Here is a 19,012-nt window from a genome sequence, read left to right on the forward strand (position 1 = left end):
GCGGCCGCTTTCCTCCTAGCTTTTCTGGTTGCCTCCCAAATTTGGGGCGACCGACGACTGCCTTCCACCAAATGCGCACCAAAACGGGTGATTAATGCGTCAAATTGGTTCTCCAATCCGGCAAAATGCACGATCCGCATAAGGTTATGCACTGATTTGGAAGAAGGATTGGAATGAAGCACGCATCCGTCGGGGGTTTCCTGGCACATGTCGCACAACGCAACCCCGGACAGCCCGAGTACCTGCAGGCCGTGACCGAAGTGATGGAAAGCCTCTGGCCGTACATCGAGCAGCACCCGAAGTACGTTGCCCACAGCCTGCTGGAGCGCCTCGTGGAGCCCGAGCGCGTGATCATGTTCCGCGTGTCCTGGGTCGACGACCATGGCGAAGTGCAGGTCAACCGGGGCTTTCGCATCCAGCACAGCCTGGCCATCGGGCCGTACAAGGGCGGCTTGCGCTTCCACCCGTCGGTCAACCTGTCGATCCTCAAGTTCCTGGCCTTCGAGCAGACCTTCAAGAACGCGCTGACCACGCTGCCCATGGGCGGCGGCAAGGGCGGCGCCGACTTCGACCCGAAGGGCAAGAGCCAGGGCGAGGTGATGCGCTTCTGCCAGGCCTTCGTGAGCGAACTGTTCCGCCACATCGGCTCCGACACCGACGTGCCCGCGGGCGACGTGGGCGTGGGCGGGCGCGAAGTCGGCTTCATGGCCGGCATGGTCAAGAAGCTCACCAATCGCGCCGATTGCGTCTTCACCGGCAAGGGCCTGAGCTTCGGCGGTTCGCTGATCCGGCCCGAGGCCACCGGCTACGGCAACGTCTACTTCGCGCAGGAAATGCTCAAGCGCAAGGGCCGCAGCTTCGAGGGCATGCGCGTGAGCGTCTCGGGCGCGGGCAACGTGGCGCAGTACACGATCGAGAAGGCCATGGCGCTGGGCGCGAAGGTCGTCACCGTGTCGGACTCCAGCGGCTCCGTGGTCGATGAAGACGGCTTCACCACCGAAAAGCTGGCCGTGCTGATGGACGTGAAGAACCACCTCTACGGCCGCGTGAGCGACTACGCCGAGCGCACCGGCGCCCGCTTCGTGGCCGGCGCGACGCCGTGGCACGTGCCGGTCGATGTCGCGTTGCCGAGCGCAACGCAGAACGAACTCAACGAAGAAGACGCACGCACGCTGGTGAAGAACGGCGTGATCTGCGTGGCCGAAGGCGCGAACATGCCTTCGACCATGGAGGCCGTGAAAGTGCTCGAAGGCCACGGAGTGCTGTATGCGCCCGGCAAGGCGAGCAACGCGGGTGGCGTGGCGACGTCGGGGCTCGAGATGAGCCAGAACGCCGCGCGCCTGTCATGGACGCGCGACGAGGTCGATGCGCGCCTGCTGCAGATCATGCAGGGCATCCACGCGTCTTGCCTGCACTACGGTGCGCGCAAGGACGGCAGCGTGAACTATGTCGATGGCGCGAACATCGCAGGTTTCGTGCGCGTGGCCGACGCGATGCTGGCGCAGGGTGTGGTCTGAGGCGCTTGCCTTGCCGTGCCTGTATGGCCCGGTCGGTCAGAGTTCGATGAACGCCGAGGTGGCCTTGTTCAGGGCCAGTTTTCCCTTGGCGGTGATCGACTCCACCTGGGCCAGCTGACGGATCGCGCGCGCGTCGGGCGTGCGGTCCGAAGGCGGAATGAATGCGGTCACCAGCTCGGCCGCACGCAGCACGCGCAGCCTGTCGATGTCTGCGGGCGTGTGGACGACGTATGGCAATTTCTGCTCGGAGAGCACCCGAAGAAATTCCATGGACATGGTCCGTCTCCTTGTCGTGATGGCGGTTCGGACATTTTGCGCACAAACAATTAGCCGTGCCTAATCCCTGCGGTGCGCATGCCTTTCGCAGCGTGTACCGAAGTGTTCTTTTCGTTTTTCGGTCGAGACGAAGGTGCCAGTTTGTTTCTGGCGCTTGCCATGCTGTCGGCCAGCGCGGCTGGGTCCGCGCATTCACCCTGCGACCAGGTGTCGCGCAGCGTGGCGCGGATGGTGGCGAGGTCCTGGCGCTGCACACGCAGGCCGGCCATGAGCTGGTCGATCTCGCGCACGCGGGCGTCGAGACGTTCGAGCAAGTCATCGCGTGAAAAATCTTCGCTGCCTGCGAATGCGCTGCGCAGACTGTCGAGCGAGAACCCGAGGTTCTGCGCGATCTGGACGAGCTGCAGTCGCTTCAGCGCAGCATCGGAGTAAATGCGGTATCCATTGGCACCGCGCTCGGGCGGCGGCAGCAACCCGCTTTGTTCGTAGAAGCGGATGGCCGAGGCGGCCATGCCGGTTTTGTTTGCCAATTCGCCGATTTTCATGGGGCTTGACCTTCAAGTTGACTTGAATCTTAGCATCGCCCTTTCATGACTTGCTACGTGCTCTCGAACATGACCTCATCGCTGCTCTTTTCTCCGCTGGCCCTGCCCAACGGCAGCCTCCTTCCCAACCGCCTGGCCAAGGCCGCCATGGAAGAGAACATGGCCGAGGCCGGGCAGTTGCCCGGCGCGGCACTTCATGACCTCTACCGCGTCTGGGCACAGGGCGGGGCGGGGTTGCTCATCACCGGCAACGTGATGATCGACGGCCGCGCGCTCACAGGGCCGGGTGGCGTCGTCCTGGAAGCGGGTACTCCGCTTGCGCCTTTCAGGCAATGGGCCGAGGCGGCCCGCAGCGGCGGCGCGCAGGTGTGGATGCAGATCAACCATCCGGGCCGCCAGGTCCGCGCGAACATGGGTGGCATGGCATGGGCGCCGTCGTCGGTGGCGCTGGATCTGGGCAAGCACAGCAAGCTCTTCGTGCAGCCCAAGGCCATGAGCGACGCGGAGATTGCCGAGACCGTCGAACGCTTCGCCGCCACGGCGCAGGCGGCCGAGCGCGCGGGCTTCACCGGTGTGCAGATCCATGCGGCGCACGGCTACCTGCTCTCGCAGTTCCTCTCGCCGCTGACCAACCAGCGCACCGACCAATGGGGCGGAAGCCTGGAGAACCGCGCGCGGCTTCTGCTCGATGTGGTTCGCGCCGTGCGGGCCCGCGTCGCACCCGGCTTCTCGGTGGCGGTGAAGCTGAACTCCGCCGATTTCCAGCGTGGCGGTTTTTCGGAGAACGACGCGAAGCAGGTCATCCTGTGGCTCAACGAATTGCCCGTGGACCTGGTCGAACTGTCCGGTGGCAGCTACGAAAGCCCGGCGATGCAGGGCCGTGCCGCCGATGGCCGCACCCTGGCGCGCGAGGCGTACTTCCTGGACTTCGCGAAAGAACTGGCCGCCGTCGCGCGCATGCCGGTGATGACCACGGGCGGCATCGTCCGCCGCGTGGTGGCCGAGCAGGTACTGGCCAGCGGCGTCGCGGTGGTCGGCATGGCCACCGCGCTGGCGGTTGCGCCCGACCTGCCCGCGCGCTGGCAAGCCGGCGAAGACCGGGCGGTGCAAGGGCCGCAGGTCGATTGGAAAGACCAGGTCATGGCCGCATTGGCGCGCATGGCGTTGGTCAAGCGCCGCCTGCGCAGCTTGCGTCCTGGTCGCACCCAGGCCGCGCGGCATTCGCCGTTCGCGACCTTGTTGATGGATCAGCTTCGCACGGGCAGGTTGACGCGCCGCTACCGGCGCTGGTACGCCGCGCGCGCCGCCTGAACTGCACTGCTAGCGGGAAGCCTGAACCGGCCAGGCGGTCGTGTCGGGCAGCAGGACGTGCCAGAGCGCGGGGTCGATGCCTTCGAAGGTCGCGCGATAGCGGTCCGAGCGGCGGTCTTCGCCGGTCACATCGCGGATCACGATGCCGTCGATGCGGCCCGGATGTGCCCGCATCACTTGCGCGTAGATCTCCGGATCGGCCTCGCCCGAGTCGCCCACCAGCACGAAGCGGCGCTGCGGGAATTCGGTGAACAGGCGCTCGATCACGCCGAGCTTGTGCGCGCGCGAATCTTCAGCGCCGGGGACCAGCGTGCGCCATGTCGTGCTCTCGCGCAGGTGCATGCTGCCGGCGGGAAAGTCGGCACCGCGAATGAAATCCGAGAGCGCCGGATAGAGCTGGATCGGGCTGGCCGACAGGTAATGAAAGCGCGTGCCGGGCGTCTTCGCCAATGCGCGGTAATACGCCGCCATGCCAGGCGTGGCCTCGAAGCGGCGCGCGAAGGTGTTGAGCAGCATCTCGCGCCGGTCGCGCACCTGCGTGTGCTTGATGGTGTCGTCGATGTCCGAAATGATCGACACGCCTTGCGCGGGCACGATCAGCGCCTGGCCCCTGAAGCGATGCAGCAGTTCGCCGGGGCCCGTCACGCCATGGAACAGCTGCCACTCCTGCGATGCCGAGGCGGGCGGTGCGTCGATCACCATGCGCAGGTTGCTGCGGCCGTCCTTGCCTGAGGGCGGCATCGCGGTGCGGCCCGGCACGCCGTCGAAAACGATGTCGATCCGCTTGTCTTCTTCGGACTCGGCATGGAACAGCGCGGTGCGCTGGTTGAAGCGCAGGCGCGCGGCGGGCGAGAGCTTCTTCAGGTTCAGCCCGAGGTAGCGCGCCAGGGCCGTGTTCAGCCCCCAGCGATGCTCGCGCTCGAAGATCCAGGCATGAACATCGACTTCGAGCCGGCCATCGGCGGTGGGGCGTGCGGTGCCCGTCATGAAGAGCGCTTCTTCATCGGGCGCGAGCGGTTCCGCGGCGCACAGTGCCTGCAGCGGCGCCAGTCCGGCGAGCAGTGCCGCACCCGTCAGCACGGACCGGCGCCGAAGGCCCGGAGGTGCCGGTGGGCGGGCGCCGTCGCTCATGTGTGCGTGGAAGCGACGCGCTCGTAGGTGACGAAGCTGAAGGGCAGGCCGTCCTTGGCCGAGACGTGCGACTCGCGTTGCGTCTCGCGCCATGCGGCGGCGGCGAGTACCGGTGCGTGGGCATCGCCTTTGTAGTCGCGCGCAATCTCGGTCACGACCGCGCGCTGTGCGAGGGGTTCGGCCTCGGCGTAGATCTGCGCGCCGCCGATCACCCACACGTCTTTCGGCTGCTGCTGCGCGCAGAGTACGAATGCTTCCTGCAGGCTGCCCACGCGCTGTGCGCCTTCGGCCTGCCAGCCGGCCTGCCGCGTCACCACGATGTTCTGACGACCCGGCAGCGGCCGGAAGCGCGGCGGCAGCGAATCCCAGGTCTTGCGGCCCATGATCACCGGCGCACCGGCGGTCTGCTGCTTGAAGTGCGCCATGTCTTCCGACAGGTGCCAGGGGATGGTGTTGTTGGCACCGATCACGCCATTGGCGGCGCGGGCAAAGATGAGGTTGATGCGGGGCGTGCTCATCGCGCTCACACCGCCACGGGCGCCTTGATCGGGTCGCCGTGCCGGTAGTCGAGCACCTCGAAGTCTTCGTACTGGTAGTCGAAGATCGAAGCCGGCTTGCGCTTGATGTTCAGCGTGGGGTAGGGGTAGGGCGTGCGGCTCAGTTGCAGCGCGACCTGCTCGGCGTGGTTGCTGTAGATGTGGCAGTCGCCGCCGGTCCAGATGAAGTCGCCCACATCGAGGTCGCACTGCTGCGCCACCATGTGCGTGAGCAGCGCGTAGCTGGCGATGTTGAAGGGCACGCCCAGGAAGATGTCGGCGCTGCGCTGGTAGAGCTGGCAGCTCAGCTTGCCGCGCTCGCCGGGTGCCTGCGCCGGTGCCACGTAGAACTGGAAGAACGCATGGCAGGGCATGAGCGCCATCTTCGACAGCTCGGCCACGTTCCAGGCGCTCACGATGATGCGGCGCGAATCGGGGTTGGTCTTCAGCGTCTTGATGACGTCGGAGATCTGGTCGATGTGGCCGCCATCGGGCGTGGGCCAACTGCGCCATTGCACGCCATACACGGGGCCCAGGTCACCGTCTTCGCGTGCCCATTCGTCCCAGATGGTGACGCCGCGCTCCTTGAGCCAGTTGTTGTTGCTCGAGCCGGTCAGGAACCACAGCAGCTCCTGGATGATGGACTTGAGGTGCACCTTCTTCGTGGTCACCAGCGGAAAGCCTTCGTTCAAATCGAAGCGCATCTGGTGGCCGAACACGCTCTTGGTGCCCGTGCCGGTGCGGTCGCTTTTCTGCACGCCGTGGGTGTCCACGTGGCGCATGAAGTCTTCGTACTGGGAGCGGACGGGGCGGTGGGGCGTGGAAGTCATGAGAGAAAGAAGGGTGTCTGGCGGGCCGGGGCCGGGTGTTTCGAATTTTAAGTGCCTGGGCTTAGCATGGCGGGCATGAGCCAAGACCACCCCACGAACGGCCACGAACACGCCCATGGCGATGACCACGGCCATGACCACAGCGAACTCGGCGAGATGGACCTGCGCGTCCGCGCGCTCGAAAGCGTGCTGACGCAAAAGGGCTACATCGACCCCGCCGCGCTCGATGCGCTGATCGACACCTACCAGACCCGCATCGGCCCGCGCAACGGCGCGCGCGTGGTGGCACGGGCCTGGGTCGATCCGGCCTTTCGCGAATGGCTGCTGGCCGACGCCACGGCGGCCATTGCTTCGCTGGGCTATACGGGGCGGCAGGGCGAACACATGGTGGCGGTCGAGAACACCGACGAACAGCACCACATGGTGGTCTGCACGCTGTGCAGCTGCTACCCGTGGCCGGTGCTGGGCCTGCCGCCCACCTGGTACAAGAGCGCGCCGTACCGCTCGCGGGTCGTCAAGGACCCGCGCGGCGTGCTGGCCGACTTCGGCGTGACGCTGCCCGACAGCACGCGCATCCGCGTGTGGGATTCGACCGCCGAGGTGCGCTACCTCGTGATTCCGCAACGCCCGTCAGGCACCGGCGATCTGGGCGAAGACGAACTGGCCGCGCTGGTCTCGCGCGATTCGATGATCGGCACGCGGCTGATCGAAGCGCCCGCCGAACAGGGGAGCCCCGCATGAGCTACACCACCAAGGCAGACCTCGGCGGCCAGCCGGGCTTCGGGCCGGTCACGCCCGAGCCCGAGGGCGAGTTGTTCCATGCCGCATGGGAGCCGCGCGCGCTGGCGCTCACGTTGGCCATGGGCGCGACCGGCTCGTGGAACATCGATGCGAGCCGCGCCGTGCGCGAGACGCTGCCCGACTATCGCGACCTGAGCTACTACCAGATCTGGCTCGCCGCGCTCGAGCAACTGATGCTGCAGCGTGGGCAGATATTTCCCGATGAGATCGCGGCCGGCGAAATACGCCACGCGGCCGCGCCCGTCGCCCGTGTGCTGCAGGCCGCGAATGTGCCGGCCGTGTTGGCCAAGGGCTCGGCGACCGAGCGCCCCGCGACGAGTCCTGCACGCTTTGCCATCGGCCAGCCGGTGCGCATGCACCGGGGCAAGGTCGACCATCACACGCGGCTGCCCGGTTATGTGCAGGGCAAGCAGGGCGTGATCGCGCATCTGCATGGCGCGCACGTCTTCGCCGATGCCAATGCGCAGGGCCTGGGCGAGCAGCCGCAGTGGCTGTACACCGTGGTCTTCGATGAAGCCGAGCTGTGGGGCGACGGTGCACCGCGCCAGAACCTCTCGGTGTCCGTCGATGCGTGGGAGAGCTATCTGGAGGCGGTCGCATGAAGCGCGACGACATGCCGCGCAACGGCGTGCCGCTGACGCCCGGCATGCCCCGCGATGCCGATGGTCCGGTGTTCAATGCGCCATGGGAAGCCCAGGCCTTCGCGATGACGCTCGCGTTGCATGAAGGTGGCCTGTTCACGTGGACCGAATGGGCCGAGGCGCTGGCCACGCAGATTGCCGCCGCGCAGGCCGCGGGCGATCCGGACACCGGCGAGACCTACTACCGGCACTGGCTTGCTGCACTGGAGCATCTGGTGGCGCAGAAGGGCGCCAGCACCGGCGATGAACTTGAACGCTATCGCCATGCCTGGGACCATGCGGCCGATCGCACGCCGCATGGGCAGCCGATCGAGTTGCGCGGCGAAGACTTTCCGAATTGAGCGGTGTTGTCTTGCTCCTTCCCCCTCTGGGGGAAGGTTGGGATGGGGGCTGTCCCCGCATTGGCGGCTGCTTCGATGTGAGCGCCGCCGTGCCCCCACCCCGGCCCTCCCCCAGCGGGGGAGGGAGGAATGCAAAGACCTAGACGCGGATCACGCGGCCCGGGTTCAGGATGTTCTTCGGATCGAGCCCGCGCTTGATCGCCCGCATCATCTCCAGCGCCACCGGCGACTTGTGCTTTTCAAGCTTGTCGACCTTCAGCGAGCCCACGCCATGTTCGGCCGAGAACGAACCGCCGAACTTCTCGACCGCGTCGTACACCAGCGTGTTGATGCGCTCTTCCTCATTCTTCAGGAAGGCCTTGGTGTCGATGTTCTCCGGCGCCTGCACGTTGTAGTGCAGGTTGCCGTCGCCCAGGTGGCCGAAGTTGACCAGCCGCACGCCAGCGATCTCGTGCGCCAGCAGTGCATCGGTTTCGGCCACGAAGGCGGGGATGCGCGACACCGGGATCGAGATGTCGTGCTTGATGTTCAGCCCTTCCTCGGCCTGCGCGAGCGGAATGTTCTCGCGGATGTGCCAGAGCTGATGCGCCTGCGTGAGGTTCTCGGCCACCACCGCATCGGTCACGCAGCCGTCTTCGAAGGCGGTTTCGAGCAGCGCCTCGAAGCGCGCGCGGGCATGGTCTTCGGATTCGCTGTCGGAGTTCTCCAGCAGCACGCAGTAAGGCACGGCCGCGTCGTCGATGAAGGGCACGCGCAGTTGCGGCATGTGCTTGGCGACCAGGCTCAATGCGAACTTGCCCATCACCTCGAAGCCCGTGAGGCCCGAGCCCAGTTGCTTGTGCGCCAGGCCCAGCAGCGTGACCGCGTGGTCGAGCGAAGGCACGGCGGCCCAGGCCGTGAGCTGCGCGGCCGGCAGCGGATAGAGCTTCATCGTCGCGGCGGTGATGATGCCCAGCGTGCCTTCGCTGCCGATCATCAGGTCGCGCAGGTCGTAGCCGGTGTTGTCCTTGCGCAGGCCGCTGGTGCCTTCCCAGATCTCGCCCTGCGGCGTGACCACTTCGAGGCCCAGGCACAGCTCGCGCGTGTTGCCGTAGCGCACGACCTGCGTGCCACCCGCGTTGGTCGCGAGGTTGCCGCCGATGGTGCAGCTGCCCTCGGCCGCCAGGCTCAGCGGGAACAGGTAGCCGGCTTTCTCGGCCGTCTCCTGCAGCGTCTGCAGGATGCAGCCGGCTTCGACGGTCATGGTGAGGTTGGCGGCGTCGATGGTGCGGACGGTGTTCAGCCGCTGCAGGCTCAGCACGACCTGCGTGCCGCTGTCGTCGGGCGTGGAGCCGACCGCCAGCCCGGTGTTGCCGCCTTGCGGCACGATGGCCGCACCGGCCGCCGCGCAGGCCTTGACCACGTCGGCCACCTGCTGCGTGCTGGCGGGGCGCACCACGGCCAGCGACTTGCCGCGCGAGCGCTTGCGCCAGTCCTGTTCGTAGGCCGTCAGGTCGCCTTCGTTCAGGACGTGCGATGCGCCGACGATGGCGCGCAGTTGGTCGATCAGGGCAGTGGAAGAAGTGGTCATGGGGTGGAAGCTTCCAGGGAATGGGCGGAGGCCTTGGCGTGGCGCAAGCGCAGGCGCACATGCCAGGCGCAGGCGGCGAAGAGCACGAGGCACAGGAGCACTTCGATGAGCGCGAGGACCTGCCCCATGCCATTGGTGTCGCTCCAGGCGCGCACCACGCCTTCGGTGAAATAGAGCCAGATCATCAGGCTGACCCAGCGGTAGGTGTACATGCGGTTCTTGTAGAGCCCCGCCAGCGGAATGACGAGCGGCAGCACCTTGAGCGCGAGCAGCGAGCCGCCGGGGCGCAGCGGCGCCAGCCACAGCTCCCAGGCCAGGCCCAGCACGATGAGGCCGACGAGGCTGCCCACTGCAAGCCATCGGGTGGCGCGGACGGAAGAAGGCGGGAGTGGAGTGGCGGACACGGTGGGCGGCGAAGAGGGGGGCGCCAGGCAGGCGGCCAGCGGCGACGAAAAGAGCGGATGGCATGATAGCTGCCATGAATCGCAGGCAGCTCTGGAGGGATCTTTCGCGCTTTCCGTGGCGCAACACGGCAGCGGTGCTGGGCGAGCGTTTTCGCGAAGACCGGCTCGGGCTCACGGCCAGCAGCCTGACCTTCACCACCACCATCGCGATGGTGCCGTTCTTCACGGTGGCGCTGGCGTTGTTCACGGTATTTCCGATGTTCGCGAAGATGCAGGGCCGCCTGCAGCGCTGGCTGATCGAGAGCCTGATCCCCGACAACATCGCACGCCAGGTGCTCGGCTACCTGAACCAGTTCGCGAGCAAGGCCAGCGGCCTGGGCATCGCGGGCCTGATCGTGCTGCTGATCACGGCCATCGCGCTGATCCTCACCATCGACAAGACGCTCAACAACATCTGGCGCGTGCGCACGCCGAGGCCGTTCGCGCAGCGGGTGCTGATCTATTGGGCGGCCATCACGCTGGGGCCGATCATCCTCGCGGTGAGCCTGTCGACCACCTCCTATGTGGTCTCGGCCACCAGCGACGTGGTCGGGCGCGGCATGGTCAAGCTGTTCTTCGACACCTTCGAGTTCGCGCTGCTCGCGGTCGGCATGGCCTCGCTGTACCACTACGTACCCAACACCAATGTGCGCTGGTCGCATGCCTGGGCCGGCGGCATCTTCGTGGCCGCCGCCATCGAGATCGCCAAGCGCGTGCTGGCCTACTACCTGAGCCTGGTGCCGACCTACTCGGTGCTGTACGGCGCCTTCGCCACGTTCCCGATCCTGCTGGTGTGGATCTACGTGGCCTGGGTGATCGTGCTGCTGGGCGCGGTCATCGCGGCCTATCTGCCGAGCCTGCTCACGGGCGTGGCGCGGCGTGGCGGCAGCGCCGGCTGGCCGTTGCAACTGGCGATGGAAACGCTGCAGCACCTGGCGCGCGCGCAGGCCACGCCGGCCAAGGGCATGGGCGCGACCGAACTGGTGACGCGCATGCGGGTCGATGCGCTGCAACTGGCGCCGGTGCTCGAAACGCTGGTGGTGCTCGACTGGATCGCGCCGCTGGCTGAAGAACCTGCCAACGAAGACCCGCGCTACGTGCTGCTGGCCGACCCCTCGACGCCCATCGAGCCGCTGCTCAAAGAGTTGCTGATGCCGCAGGCCGAGCCACTCGAAGACCTCTGGCAAAAAGGCCCGTTGCGCACGCTGCGTCTGGGTGACGTGCTATTGATCTAGGAGCGAATTCGCCCGCCGCGCGCTGTGGGATCTAGATCTTGACCCGGCCCAGCCAGATGTCGCGGTACATCGCCCAGTCGCCCATGAACGAGTAGAGCGGCCGCTTGAACGAGGCGGGCTTGTTCTTCTCGAAGCCGAAGTGCCCGACCCATGCGAAGCCGTAGCCCGCCACCAGCCCGGCCAGCAGCCACAGCGGGTTGAGCGTGACCACCAGCGCCACCAGGCACAGCAGCGAGATCGTCGAGCCGGCGCAGTGCAGCCGCCGGCAGGTGACGTTGGCGTGTTCGGTCAGGTAGAACGGATAGAACTCCGCAAAGCTCTTGAAACGGCGCGGATCGACGGCAGATCCCGTGGCAGTCGTTGTGTTCATCGTGCGAGTCTCCTGCGCCCCGGGAGGGGCTTTGTCCATAATAGCCACGACCTTCCGGCCGCACCACCCCGGCTCTCCATTCACACCTTCGTCGCATCTGTCTTGAGCGCTCTTCCCGCCGCCCCCGAATCCGCCGAGCCGGCCAGCAGCGATGCGCCCTGGGTCGTGTGCCTGTGCGCCGAATGGTGTGGCACCTGCCGCGACTACCGGCCGCTGCTGGAACAGGTGGCGCGCGCGCATCCGCAGTTCCGCTTCGCCTGGGTCGACATCGAAGACCACGCCGACATCGCCGACGCGTTCGATGTCGAGACCTTCCCGACCCTGCTGGTCGCCGGTGCCGACGGCACGCGTTTCCTGGGCCCGCTGCTGCCGCATGCCGAGACGCTCTCGCGCATGCTCTCGGCGCTGCAGCCGCCCAAGCCGTCGAGCTTCGACGTCGACCTGCTGCTTGCCGTGCTCAACAAGAAGCCGACCGTCTTCACGGTCTGACCGGAACCTCCTCCATGAACATCCTGATCTTTGGCGCCACCGGCATGGTGGGGCAGGGCGTGCTGCGCGAGTGCCTGCTCGCCCCCGACGTGGAGCGCGTCGTGACAATCGGGCGCAGCGTCACGGGGAACACGCACCCGAAGCTGTACGAACTGGTCCACAAGGACATGTACGACTACAGCGGCATCGAGTCGGAGTTGAAGGGTTTCGACGCCTGCTTCTTCTGCCTGGGCGTGTCGTCCGTCGGCATGAAGGAGCCCGACTACAAGCGCGTCACCTACGACCTGACGCTCGCGGCTGCCACGGTGCTCGCGCGGCTCAACCCGGGCATGACCTTCACCTACGTGACGGGCGCCGGCACCGACAGCACGGAGCGCGGCAGCAGCATGTGGGCGCGCGTGAAGGGCGCGACCGAAAACGCCTTGCTGCGCCTGCCGTTCAAGGCCGCCTACATGTTTCGCCCCGGTGTCATCCAGCCGCTGAACGGCGCGCGCTCGAAGACGCCGTTGTACAACGGCCTCTACGTCGTCATCGCGCCGCTGCTCAGCCTGGCCTACCGGCTCTGGCCCGACAGGATGACCACCACCGAGCAGGTCGGCCGCGCCATGCTGATCGTGGCGCGACGCGGCGCGCCCAAGGTGCTGCTCGAAACGCCCGACATCAACGCGCTGCGCTGACGAAATCGCGCAGTGTGAACAGCACCTCGTCGGGTGCCTCGCTCATCAGCGCATGGCCGGCGTGCACCGTCACCACCTTGCCGTGCCGCGCCTTGCCGGCCAGTGCCTTGATGGCGCGCGGCGGCGTCATCTGGTCGGCGTCGCCGAGAAGGAACAGCACGGGGCATTGCACGGCCTCCATCGCGGCTTCGCCGTTCGCGTAGTCGTTGCAGGCCTTGAAGCCGATGTGGAACACGTTGTGCTCGCGGTTGCTGGCCAGCACGCGGCGCATCAGCGCGCGCGAGCTGCCGTAGAGCCAGGTGCCGGGGCCGAGCGAAGAGGGCGGCGGCGCCATCAGCGAATGCGAGAAGGTGTTGACCATATGGATGGCGCGTTGCGGATCGCTGACCGAGCTTTCGAGCAGCGCGGGCGACACCACCATCGGATACGCCGTGCCGACCATCGCCAGGTGTGTCACGCGCTGCGGCGCACGGGCGGCGGCTTCGAGCGCGATCAGCGAGCCGAAGCTGTGGCCGATCAGGGCGGCCTTGTCGACGCCGGCCGCATCGAGCAGGGCGATGACGAACTGCGCCGCTTCCTCCACGCTCGCGGGCGGCGGGCCGTCGCTCTTGCAGTGGCCGGGCAGATCGACCGCCAGCACGTTCCAGCCGTGGTTGGCGAACCAGCGCGTCTGAAGAATCCATACGCTGTGGTCGTTCAGCACGCCATGGATGAACACCGCGGTGGGCTTGGCCGCATCGAAGGGCTTGCCGCCGGTGTAGCAATAGGTGCTGTGGCCGTTGACTTGAAGGATGCTCATGGCGTCTCTTTCTGGGGTCTTGTGTGTCTTGTGTTCGTGTGAGGTGGCGGATCAATCAGCGCGCCGACGCGGGCCGGGCGTGCAGGGGCGGCGCCCAGTCGCGGACCGCGCTCGGCAGGATCTCGCCCGTCTCGTGCTTGAAATGCATCAGCGTGCCGTCGAGCTCGAGCTCCGAGCCGTCTCGCAGCAGGAAGCCGAGGTAGTCGCCGCCTTCGTCTTGCGCGACGAGCAGCGCACGCGCGGCTTCCGGGTGGCTGGCCACCCAGTCGCCGTCGTCGCCGATGTCGTCCAGCATGCACAGGCGCTCGCGCGGGAGCCAGTGCCAGCGGCGAGGGTCTCGCGCGTCGAGGTCGCCGTCATCCTGGCCTTCATCGTCCTCATCGGGCTCCGCATGAACCGGCAGGCCGGTGCGCAGCAACTCGGCGTAGGCCGCGGGCAGCACCAGTTGCGCAACGTCGATCGGCTGCGCGGTCAGCGCCTGCTGCCGGGCCTGGAGCGCGGCAAAGATTTGCACCGAGCGAGCGCTGGGGTCGGCGTCCGGTGAGGTGGCGATCCGCGACAGCAGCGCGGCACGCTCCGCACGGAACGCCGGGCTCTGCATCTCGGCGGGCTGGGCGAAGGCCGAGCGCCATTCCTTGCCGAAGCGCATGCCGGTGAAACCGCCGCTCGCCAGCGCCTGGCGCAGGTCGTTGCTGACCAGCGGTGCGCTTTCATCGGGCAGCCAGAGCAGGTCCAGCGGCTGTAGATGGACGGGCCAATGGACCGATGCCATGTCGAGCACCGGCCGCCCGTGGCGGGACACGCCGGTAGGCTGAAACGCTTCGGCCATGACATGCGCCTCATGTTCGAGCGTGCGCCCCGGCGGAACGTAGCCGGGCGTGCGGGGCAGTTCCTTCTCGAACCCGGTCGCGGCCTGCGCGACCTGGGCCGCCGTCTCGAAGCTGCCTGCCGCGAAGACGCGGTGGTAGCGCGGCCGGTCTTTCTGCAGCCGCACAGTGATGCGCAGCGCGGTGCGCGCCAGGTCCAGGCTGTCGAGCCACTGTCCGTCGCCGAGCCAGTGCATCAACCGGTATTCGGCGCGCAAGTCGCCGAAGCGCGCGTGGTGGTACGCAGGAAAGCGGGCCTCCACGTCGTAGGCGCGGTGGGCCGGCAGCTTGAACTGCGTCAGCAGCGCGTGCAGCCTGAGGCTGACGAGCAGGCATCTCGCGTGCGGCGAGCCGTCGCCCGACCAGTCGGCCAGGTCGGGAAATCGCGGCGGATGGCCCCAGTCCTGCGACATCTCGATGCGGTGTGGCGCCGCCCAGAAATGCTCGCGGGCGATCGGCGGCGCGTCACCGTAGCCGCAATAGGTCTCGCGGTCGCGCGTGCCGTCGGGGCGCATGGCGAAGAAATGCGGCGCGACGCCGAGTGCGTCCGGGCCCTTCAGCCATTCGAAGAACGGTGTCGGCTCCATCGGCGCGGTCAGGCTTTTTCCGCCGCCTTCAGCGCGCGCTTCAAGTCGTCGATCAGGTCGGCCGGGTCTTCGAGGCCGATCGACAGGCGGATCGTGCCTTGCGAAATGCCTGCCCCCGCCAACGCCTCGTCGGTCATGCGGAAGTGCGTGGTGCTGGCCGGGTGGATCACCAGGCTGCGGCAGTCGCCCACATTCGCCAGATGGCTGAACAGCTTCAGCGCCTCGATGAAGGCCTTGCCCTGCGCGCGGCTGCCCTTGATGTCGAAGCTGAACACCGCGCCGGCACCGCGCGCGCCGTGGCGCAGCAGCTTCTGCGCGAGCGCATGGCTCGGGTGCGATTCGATCAGCGGATGTCCCACGCGCGACACGAATGGATGGGTGGCCAGGAATTCGACCACCTTCTGCGTGTTGCCGATGTGCCGTTCCATGCGCAGCGGCAGCGTCTCGATGCCCTGCAGGATCAGCCACGCCGTGTGCGGACTCATCGAGGCGCCGAAGTCGCGCAGCCCTTCGCGGCGGGCGCGCAGCAGGAAGGCGCCGACGGTGCTTTCCTCGCTGAAGACCATGTTGTGGAAGCCGTCGTAGGCCTGCGTCAGCTCGGCAAATTTGCCGGACTTTTCCCAGTCGAAACTGCCGCCGTCGACCACCACGCCGCCGATCACCGTGCCGTGGCCCGACAGAAACTTGGTCGCCGAGTGATAGACCAGGTCGGCGCCCCAGTCGAAGGGCTTGATCAGGTAGGGCGAGGTGAGGGTCGAGTCGACCAGCAGCGGCACGCCGGCTTCATGGGCGATGTCGCTCACGGCCGGGATGTCGAGCACGTCGAGCCCGGGGTTGCCCACGGTCTCGCCGAAGAAGAGCTTGGTTTCAGGCCGCACCGCCGCGCGCCAGCCGTCGAGGTCGCCGGGCTTCACGAAGGTGGTCTCGATGCCGAAGCGTCGCATCGTGTAATGCAGCAGGTTCTGCGAGCCACCGTACAGCGCCGTGCTGGCCACGATGTGCGAGCCCGCGCCCATCAGCGTGGCGACCGACAGGTGCAGCGCCGCCTGGCCGCTGGCGGTGGCAATGGCGCCGATGCCGCCTTCGAGCGCCGACACGCGCTGCTCCAGCACCGCGTTGGTCGGGTTGCTGATGCGCGAATACACATGGCCCGCGCGTTCCAGGTTGAAGAGGGCGGCCGCATGGTCGCTGGACTCGAAGACGAAGGAGGTGGTCAGGTGGATCGGCACCGCCCGCGCGCCGGTGGCTGGGTCGGGCGAGGCGCCGGCGTGCAGCGCAAGGGTGTCGAAACCGGGGTCGGAATAACCGGGCATTTGGGCCTTTCTGTTGTCTCTCGCAATGCCCCGTTACGCCTGCAAAGCATGCGTGCGCGACAGGGGCGTTCAGGTCGGCGTCGATTGTGGGCTATATTCAAAAACGGCACGCCGCCGAGATAGAGTCCCGAGAGGAGCACACGATGAAAGTCAGCGACATCCTTCGCGTCAAGGGCAACACGCTCTTCACCATCACACCCGACGACCAGCTGGCACAAGCCGCCACCACCATGGCGGAGAAAGACATCGGCTCGCTCGTCGTCATGGAACACGGCGACCTGGTCGGCATGCTCACCTTCCGCGAGGTGATCGTGGCCATCGTCAACAACGGCGGGCAGGTCGGCACCACGCTCGTGCGCAAGGCCATGGACGACGCCCCCGTCACCTGCACGCTCGAGACCGACCTCGACGAAATCCGTCGCATCATGCTGGAGCGCCATGCGCGCTACATGCCCGTGATGGACAAGCGCATGCTGATGGGCGTGATCAGCTTCTACGACGTGGCCAAGGCCGTGGTGGACAGCCAGAACTTCGAGAACAAGATGCTCAAGGCCTACATTCGCGACTGGCCGGCGGAAGACGAAAAGGCCGGCTGATCCGGCCTTGAAGGAAACGCAAAGGCGCGGCGGCCCGCTCGCTCAGGGCAGCCGCGCGATCTGCGTGCGCAGCAGCGCGTAGAAGCCCTCGGCGTCGGCCTCGCTGATCCACAGCGTGTTGGGCGTGCGGCGGTTGTAGCCGCGAAAGTCGACCACCGTCGCGCCGGTCGTGAACTCTCCCTTCGTTTCCACATCCACGCTCACCTTCGCGCCCTTGAACAGCTCGGGCTGCAGCAGGTAGGCGATGACGCACGGGTCGTAGATCGGCCCGACCGCCATGCCCCGGCGACGCAGGCCATAGGCCATCATCGAATCGAAGATGTCGGCCACCACCTTGCCGGCGTTGTTGCCCATGATGCGGAAGGGCACGATGCGCTCGGGCGTCAGCAGCACGCGGCGCGCTGCGTCGTGCGACAGGGCCGTCACCGGCACGCCGCTGCGGAACACGATCGATGCCGCCTCGGGGTCGGCGTAGATGTTGAAGGTGGCCGCCGGCGTGATGTTGCCGCCCACGCCCCATGAACCGTCCATCACCACGATCTCGGCAATGGCGGGCTTGATGTCGGGCGCCGCGTTGAGGGCGGCCGCGAAGTTGGTGAGCGGCGCCAGGCCGACCAGCGTGATGCTCTTCGGCGCGGCGGCGCGCAGCGTTTCGATCAGGTACTGCACCGCATGCGTCGGCATGAGCGGGCCGCGCGGCTCGTGCAGCGTCGGGCCTTCCATGCCGGTCTTGCCGTGCACGTCGTCGGCAAAGATCGGCTCGCGCACCAGCGGGCGCGGGTAGCCCGCGTACACCGGAATGTCGGGCCGATTGGCCCAGTCGCGCACGATGCGCGCGTTTTTCTCGGTCCTGCTGAGCGGCAGGTTGCCCACGCTCACGGTCAGCGCCTTGATATCGAGCTTGTCGGTCGCGGCCATGGCCATCAGCAGCGCGATGGCGTCGTCCTGGCCGGGGTCGGTGTCGATGATGACCTGTCGCTTGCCCGGTGCCGCGAGTGGCAGTTGCGTGGCCGGCGTGCCGGCCATGGCCTGTGCCAGCGCGGCCGGGCTGTTGGCCTGCGCGAAGGCCATGCCGGCCAGGCCGGCCGCGGCGGAAGCGACCAGCGCGCGGCGGGACAACAAGACGGTCTTCATCGCACGTTCACTCCTTGATGTTGGCGGTCTGCACGATCTTCTGGTTGCGTGCGTACTCGGCCTGCACGAACTTCGCGAAAGACTCGGGCGTGCCGCTGCCCGGCAGCGCGCCTTGCTCCATCAGCTTGCTGCGCACGCCTTCTTCCTGCAGCACCGCGTTCAACTCATGGTTGATCTGCGCGACCACGGCCGGCGGCGTCTTCGCGGGCGCGAAAACGCCGGTCCAGCTCACCATGTCGAAGCCCTTCAGGCCGGGCATTTCGTCGAAGGTGGGCACGTTCGGCAGCGCGGCCAGCCGCTTGTTGCTGGTGATGCCCAGCGCTTTCAGCCGCTTGCCGTTCACATGCGGAATGGCGCTGGTGCTCACCAGCATCGCCAGGTCGACCTGGTCGCCGATCACGTCGGTGGCGATCTGTGCGCCGCCGCGGTAGGGCACGTGCGTCACGAAGATGCCGCTGCGTTCCTTCAGCAACTCCATCGCCAGTTGCAGCACGGTGCCGACGCCCGAGGTCGCGTAGTTGTACCTGCCGGGCTTGGCCTTCGCGAGCTTCACGAAGTCGGTGAAGGTCTGGGCTTCGAGGCCGGGCCGCGCGACCAGCACCATCGGCGCGGTGTTGAGCAGGCCGACCGGTGCCAGGTCTTTCAGCGGGTCGAAGCGAAAGGCGGTCGGGTTGACCAGCTTGCCGATGGCAATGGCGCTGTCGGGGCCCACCACCAGCGTGTAGCCGTCGGGCGTGGCGTTCACCGCCTTGGCCACGCCGATGGCACCGCCCGCGCCGCTCACGTTCTCGATCACCACCGACTGCTTGAGCCGCTCGCCGAGCCGCTGGGCGACGAGCCGGGCGTTCACGTCCACGCTGCCGCCGGCGGTGTAGGGAACGATCAGCGTGATGGGCTTGGCGCTCGGCCATGCCTGCGCGAGCGCAGCAGTGGGCAGGGCGGCAATGAGCGCGGCGAAGAGAGGCGCAGCGGCGAGGAGCAGGCGGCGGGGCGTATTCATGGCG

The 19,012-nt window shown here is 67.2% G+C and carries 22 protein-coding genes; 9 read left to right on the top strand and 13 right to left on the bottom strand.

From position 1 onward, the window contains the following. Positions 1-173 precede the first annotated feature (173 nt). On the top strand, positions 174-1,517 hold the full coding sequence (gene gdhA, locus ACGLHS_RS01340; protein WP_394476161.1) for an NADP-specific glutamate dehydrogenase: 1,344 nt from the start codon (positions 174-176) through the stop codon (positions 1,515-1,517). Positions 1,518-1,553: 36 nt separating this feature from the next. On the opposite strand, the gene ACGLHS_RS01345 is transcribed toward gdhA, so the two are convergent. Next, positions 1,554-1,793, bottom strand: a complete 240-nt coding sequence (locus tag ACGLHS_RS01345; protein ID WP_124465467.1) for a hypothetical protein — start codon at positions 1,791-1,793, stop codon at positions 1,554-1,556. Positions 1,794-1,843: 50 nt separating this feature from the next. After that, positions 1,844-2,338 carry a MerR family transcriptional regulator gene (locus tag ACGLHS_RS01350; protein WP_394476163.1) on the bottom strand — a complete coding sequence of 165 codons (495 nt, stop codon included), beginning with the start codon at positions 2,336-2,338 and terminating at the stop codon, positions 1,844-1,846. 45 nt (positions 2,339-2,383) lie between these two features. Here ACGLHS_RS01350 and ACGLHS_RS01355 point away from each other — a divergent pair, with 45 nt between their 5' ends. Continuing rightward, a complete protein-coding gene (locus tag ACGLHS_RS01355) occupies positions 2,384-3,649 on the top strand; it encodes an NADH:flavin oxidoreductase/NADH oxidase family protein (protein ID WP_394476165.1) in 1,266 nt (421 codons plus the stop codon). Positions 3,650-3,658: 9 nt separating this feature from the next. Here the strand turns inward: ACGLHS_RS01355 and ACGLHS_RS01360 are convergent, their stop codons facing one another. From ACGLHS_RS01360 to ACGLHS_RS01370, 3 genes are read right to left on the bottom strand one after another with little or no spacing between them, the layout of a single operon-like run. Next, positions 3,659-4,780, bottom strand: coding sequence for a phosphatidate phosphatase App1 family protein (locus tag ACGLHS_RS01360; RefSeq protein ID WP_394476167.1), 1,122 nt, complete (start codon positions 4,778-4,780; stop codon positions 3,659-3,661). Next, positions 4,777-5,298, bottom strand: coding sequence for a dihydrofolate reductase (locus ACGLHS_RS01365; protein WP_394476169.1), 522 nt, complete (start codon positions 5,296-5,298; stop codon positions 4,777-4,779). Before ACGLHS_RS01365 ends, ACGLHS_RS01360 begins: the two co-directional genes overlap by 4 nt. Before the next feature lie 5 nt (positions 5,299-5,303). Continuing rightward, positions 5,304-6,146: a thymidylate synthase gene (locus tag ACGLHS_RS01370; RefSeq protein ID WP_093236851.1), complete on the bottom strand. Its 843-nt coding sequence runs from the start codon at positions 6,144-6,146 to the stop codon at positions 5,304-5,306. Positions 6,147-6,221: 75 nt separating this feature from the next. On the opposite strand from ACGLHS_RS01370, the gene nthA reads away from it, so the two are divergent. Genes nthA through ACGLHS_RS01385 form a run of 3 tightly spaced genes read left to right on the top strand, consistent with a single transcriptional unit; the run spans position 6,222 to position 7,929 of the window. After that, entirely contained in the window at positions 6,222-6,887 is a 666-nt protein-coding gene (gene nthA / locus ACGLHS_RS01375; protein ID WP_394476171.1) for a nitrile hydratase subunit alpha, read from the top strand. Next, positions 6,884-7,549, top strand: coding sequence for a nitrile hydratase subunit beta (gene nthB / locus ACGLHS_RS01380; RefSeq protein ID WP_394476173.1), 666 nt, complete (start codon positions 6,884-6,886; stop codon positions 7,547-7,549). The genes nthA and nthB overlap by 4 nt, the downstream gene beginning before the upstream one ends. Continuing rightward, complete coding sequence (locus ACGLHS_RS01385) at positions 7,546-7,929, top strand: nitrile hydratase accessory protein (RefSeq protein WP_394476175.1); 384 nt, start codon at positions 7,546-7,548, stop codon at positions 7,927-7,929. The genes nthB and ACGLHS_RS01385 overlap by 4 nt, the downstream gene beginning before the upstream one ends. Before the next feature lie 139 nt (positions 7,930-8,068). Here the strand turns inward: ACGLHS_RS01385 and ACGLHS_RS01390 are convergent, their stop codons facing one another. Together ACGLHS_RS01390 and ACGLHS_RS01395 are read right to left on the bottom strand one after the other, a co-directional pair. Beyond that, complete coding sequence (locus tag ACGLHS_RS01390) at positions 8,069-9,499, bottom strand: FAD-binding oxidoreductase (RefSeq protein ID WP_394476177.1); 1,431 nt, start codon at positions 9,497-9,499, stop codon at positions 8,069-8,071. After that, on the bottom strand, positions 9,496-9,903 hold the full coding sequence (locus ACGLHS_RS01395; protein ID WP_394476179.1) for a DUF2069 domain-containing protein: 408 nt from the start codon (positions 9,901-9,903) through the stop codon (positions 9,496-9,498). The genes ACGLHS_RS01390 and ACGLHS_RS01395 overlap by 4 nt, the downstream gene beginning before the upstream one ends. Before the next feature lie 62 nt (positions 9,904-9,965). On the opposite strand from ACGLHS_RS01395, the gene ACGLHS_RS01400 reads away from it, so the two are divergent. Next, the gene (locus ACGLHS_RS01400; protein ID WP_394476181.1) at positions 9,966-11,177 is read left to right on the top strand and encodes a YihY family inner membrane protein; all 1,212 of its coding nucleotides are present in this window, start codon (positions 9,966-9,968) and stop codon (positions 11,175-11,177) included. A 31-nt stretch (positions 11,178-11,208) separates the two neighbouring features. Here the strand turns inward: ACGLHS_RS01400 and ACGLHS_RS01405 are convergent, their stop codons facing one another. After that, entirely contained in the window at positions 11,209-11,547 is a 339-nt protein-coding gene (locus tag ACGLHS_RS01405; protein WP_394476183.1) for an Mpo1-like protein, read from the bottom strand. Between the two features lie 102 nt (positions 11,548-11,649). Between ACGLHS_RS01405 and ACGLHS_RS01410 the strand changes: the two genes are divergently transcribed. Together ACGLHS_RS01410 and ACGLHS_RS01415 are read left to right on the top strand one after the other, a co-directional pair. Continuing rightward, positions 11,650-12,036 (top strand): thioredoxin family protein, encoded by a 387-nt coding sequence (locus ACGLHS_RS01410; protein ID WP_394476185.1) that lies wholly within the window; start codon positions 11,650-11,652, stop codon positions 12,034-12,036. Between the two features lie 14 nt (positions 12,037-12,050). Further along, the gene (locus ACGLHS_RS01415) at positions 12,051-12,713 is read left to right on the top strand and encodes an NAD-dependent epimerase/dehydratase family protein (protein WP_394476187.1); all 663 of its coding nucleotides are present in this window, start codon (positions 12,051-12,053) and stop codon (positions 12,711-12,713) included. Here ACGLHS_RS01415 and ACGLHS_RS01420 read toward each other — a convergent pair. Genes ACGLHS_RS01420 through ACGLHS_RS01430 form a run of 3 tightly spaced genes read right to left on the bottom strand, consistent with a single transcriptional unit; the run spans position 12,697 to position 16,278 of the window. Next, entirely contained in the window at positions 12,697-13,512 is an 816-nt protein-coding gene (locus tag ACGLHS_RS01420; RefSeq protein WP_394476189.1) for an alpha/beta fold hydrolase, read from the bottom strand. The two genes, ACGLHS_RS01415 and ACGLHS_RS01420, sit on opposite strands and share 17 nt — an antisense overlap. Positions 13,513-13,567: 55 nt before the next feature. Then, positions 13,568-14,965, bottom strand: coding sequence for a hypothetical protein (locus ACGLHS_RS01425; protein WP_394476191.1), 1,398 nt, complete (start codon positions 14,963-14,965; stop codon positions 13,568-13,570). An 8-nt stretch (positions 14,966-14,973) separates the two neighbouring features. Then, positions 14,974-16,278: an O-acetylhomoserine aminocarboxypropyltransferase gene (locus tag ACGLHS_RS01430; RefSeq protein WP_394476193.1), complete on the bottom strand. Its 1,305-nt coding sequence runs from the start codon at positions 16,276-16,278 to the stop codon at positions 14,974-14,976. A 143-nt stretch (positions 16,279-16,421) separates the two neighbouring features. On the opposite strand from ACGLHS_RS01430, the gene ACGLHS_RS01435 reads away from it, so the two are divergent. Next, a complete protein-coding gene (locus ACGLHS_RS01435) occupies positions 16,422-16,874 on the top strand; it encodes a CBS domain-containing protein (RefSeq protein WP_394476195.1) in 453 nt (150 codons plus the stop codon). 42 nt (positions 16,875-16,916) lie between these two features. On the opposite strand, the gene ACGLHS_RS01440 is transcribed toward ACGLHS_RS01435, so the two are convergent. Continuing rightward, a complete protein-coding gene (locus ACGLHS_RS01440; RefSeq protein ID WP_394478138.1) occupies positions 16,917-17,900 on the bottom strand; it encodes a nucleoside hydrolase in 984 nt (327 codons plus the stop codon). 115 nt (positions 17,901-18,015) lie between these two features. After that, the gene (locus tag ACGLHS_RS01445; RefSeq protein WP_394476196.1) at positions 18,016-19,008 is read right to left on the bottom strand and encodes a Bug family tripartite tricarboxylate transporter substrate binding protein; all 993 of its coding nucleotides are present in this window, start codon (positions 19,006-19,008) and stop codon (positions 18,016-18,018) included. Between the last annotated feature and the right edge of the window lie 4 nt (positions 19,009-19,012).

This window comes from Variovorax sp. VaC1 (assembly GCF_043658315.1).
Taxonomy (GTDB): domain Bacteria; phylum Pseudomonadota; class Gammaproteobacteria; order Burkholderiales; family Burkholderiaceae_C; genus Variovorax.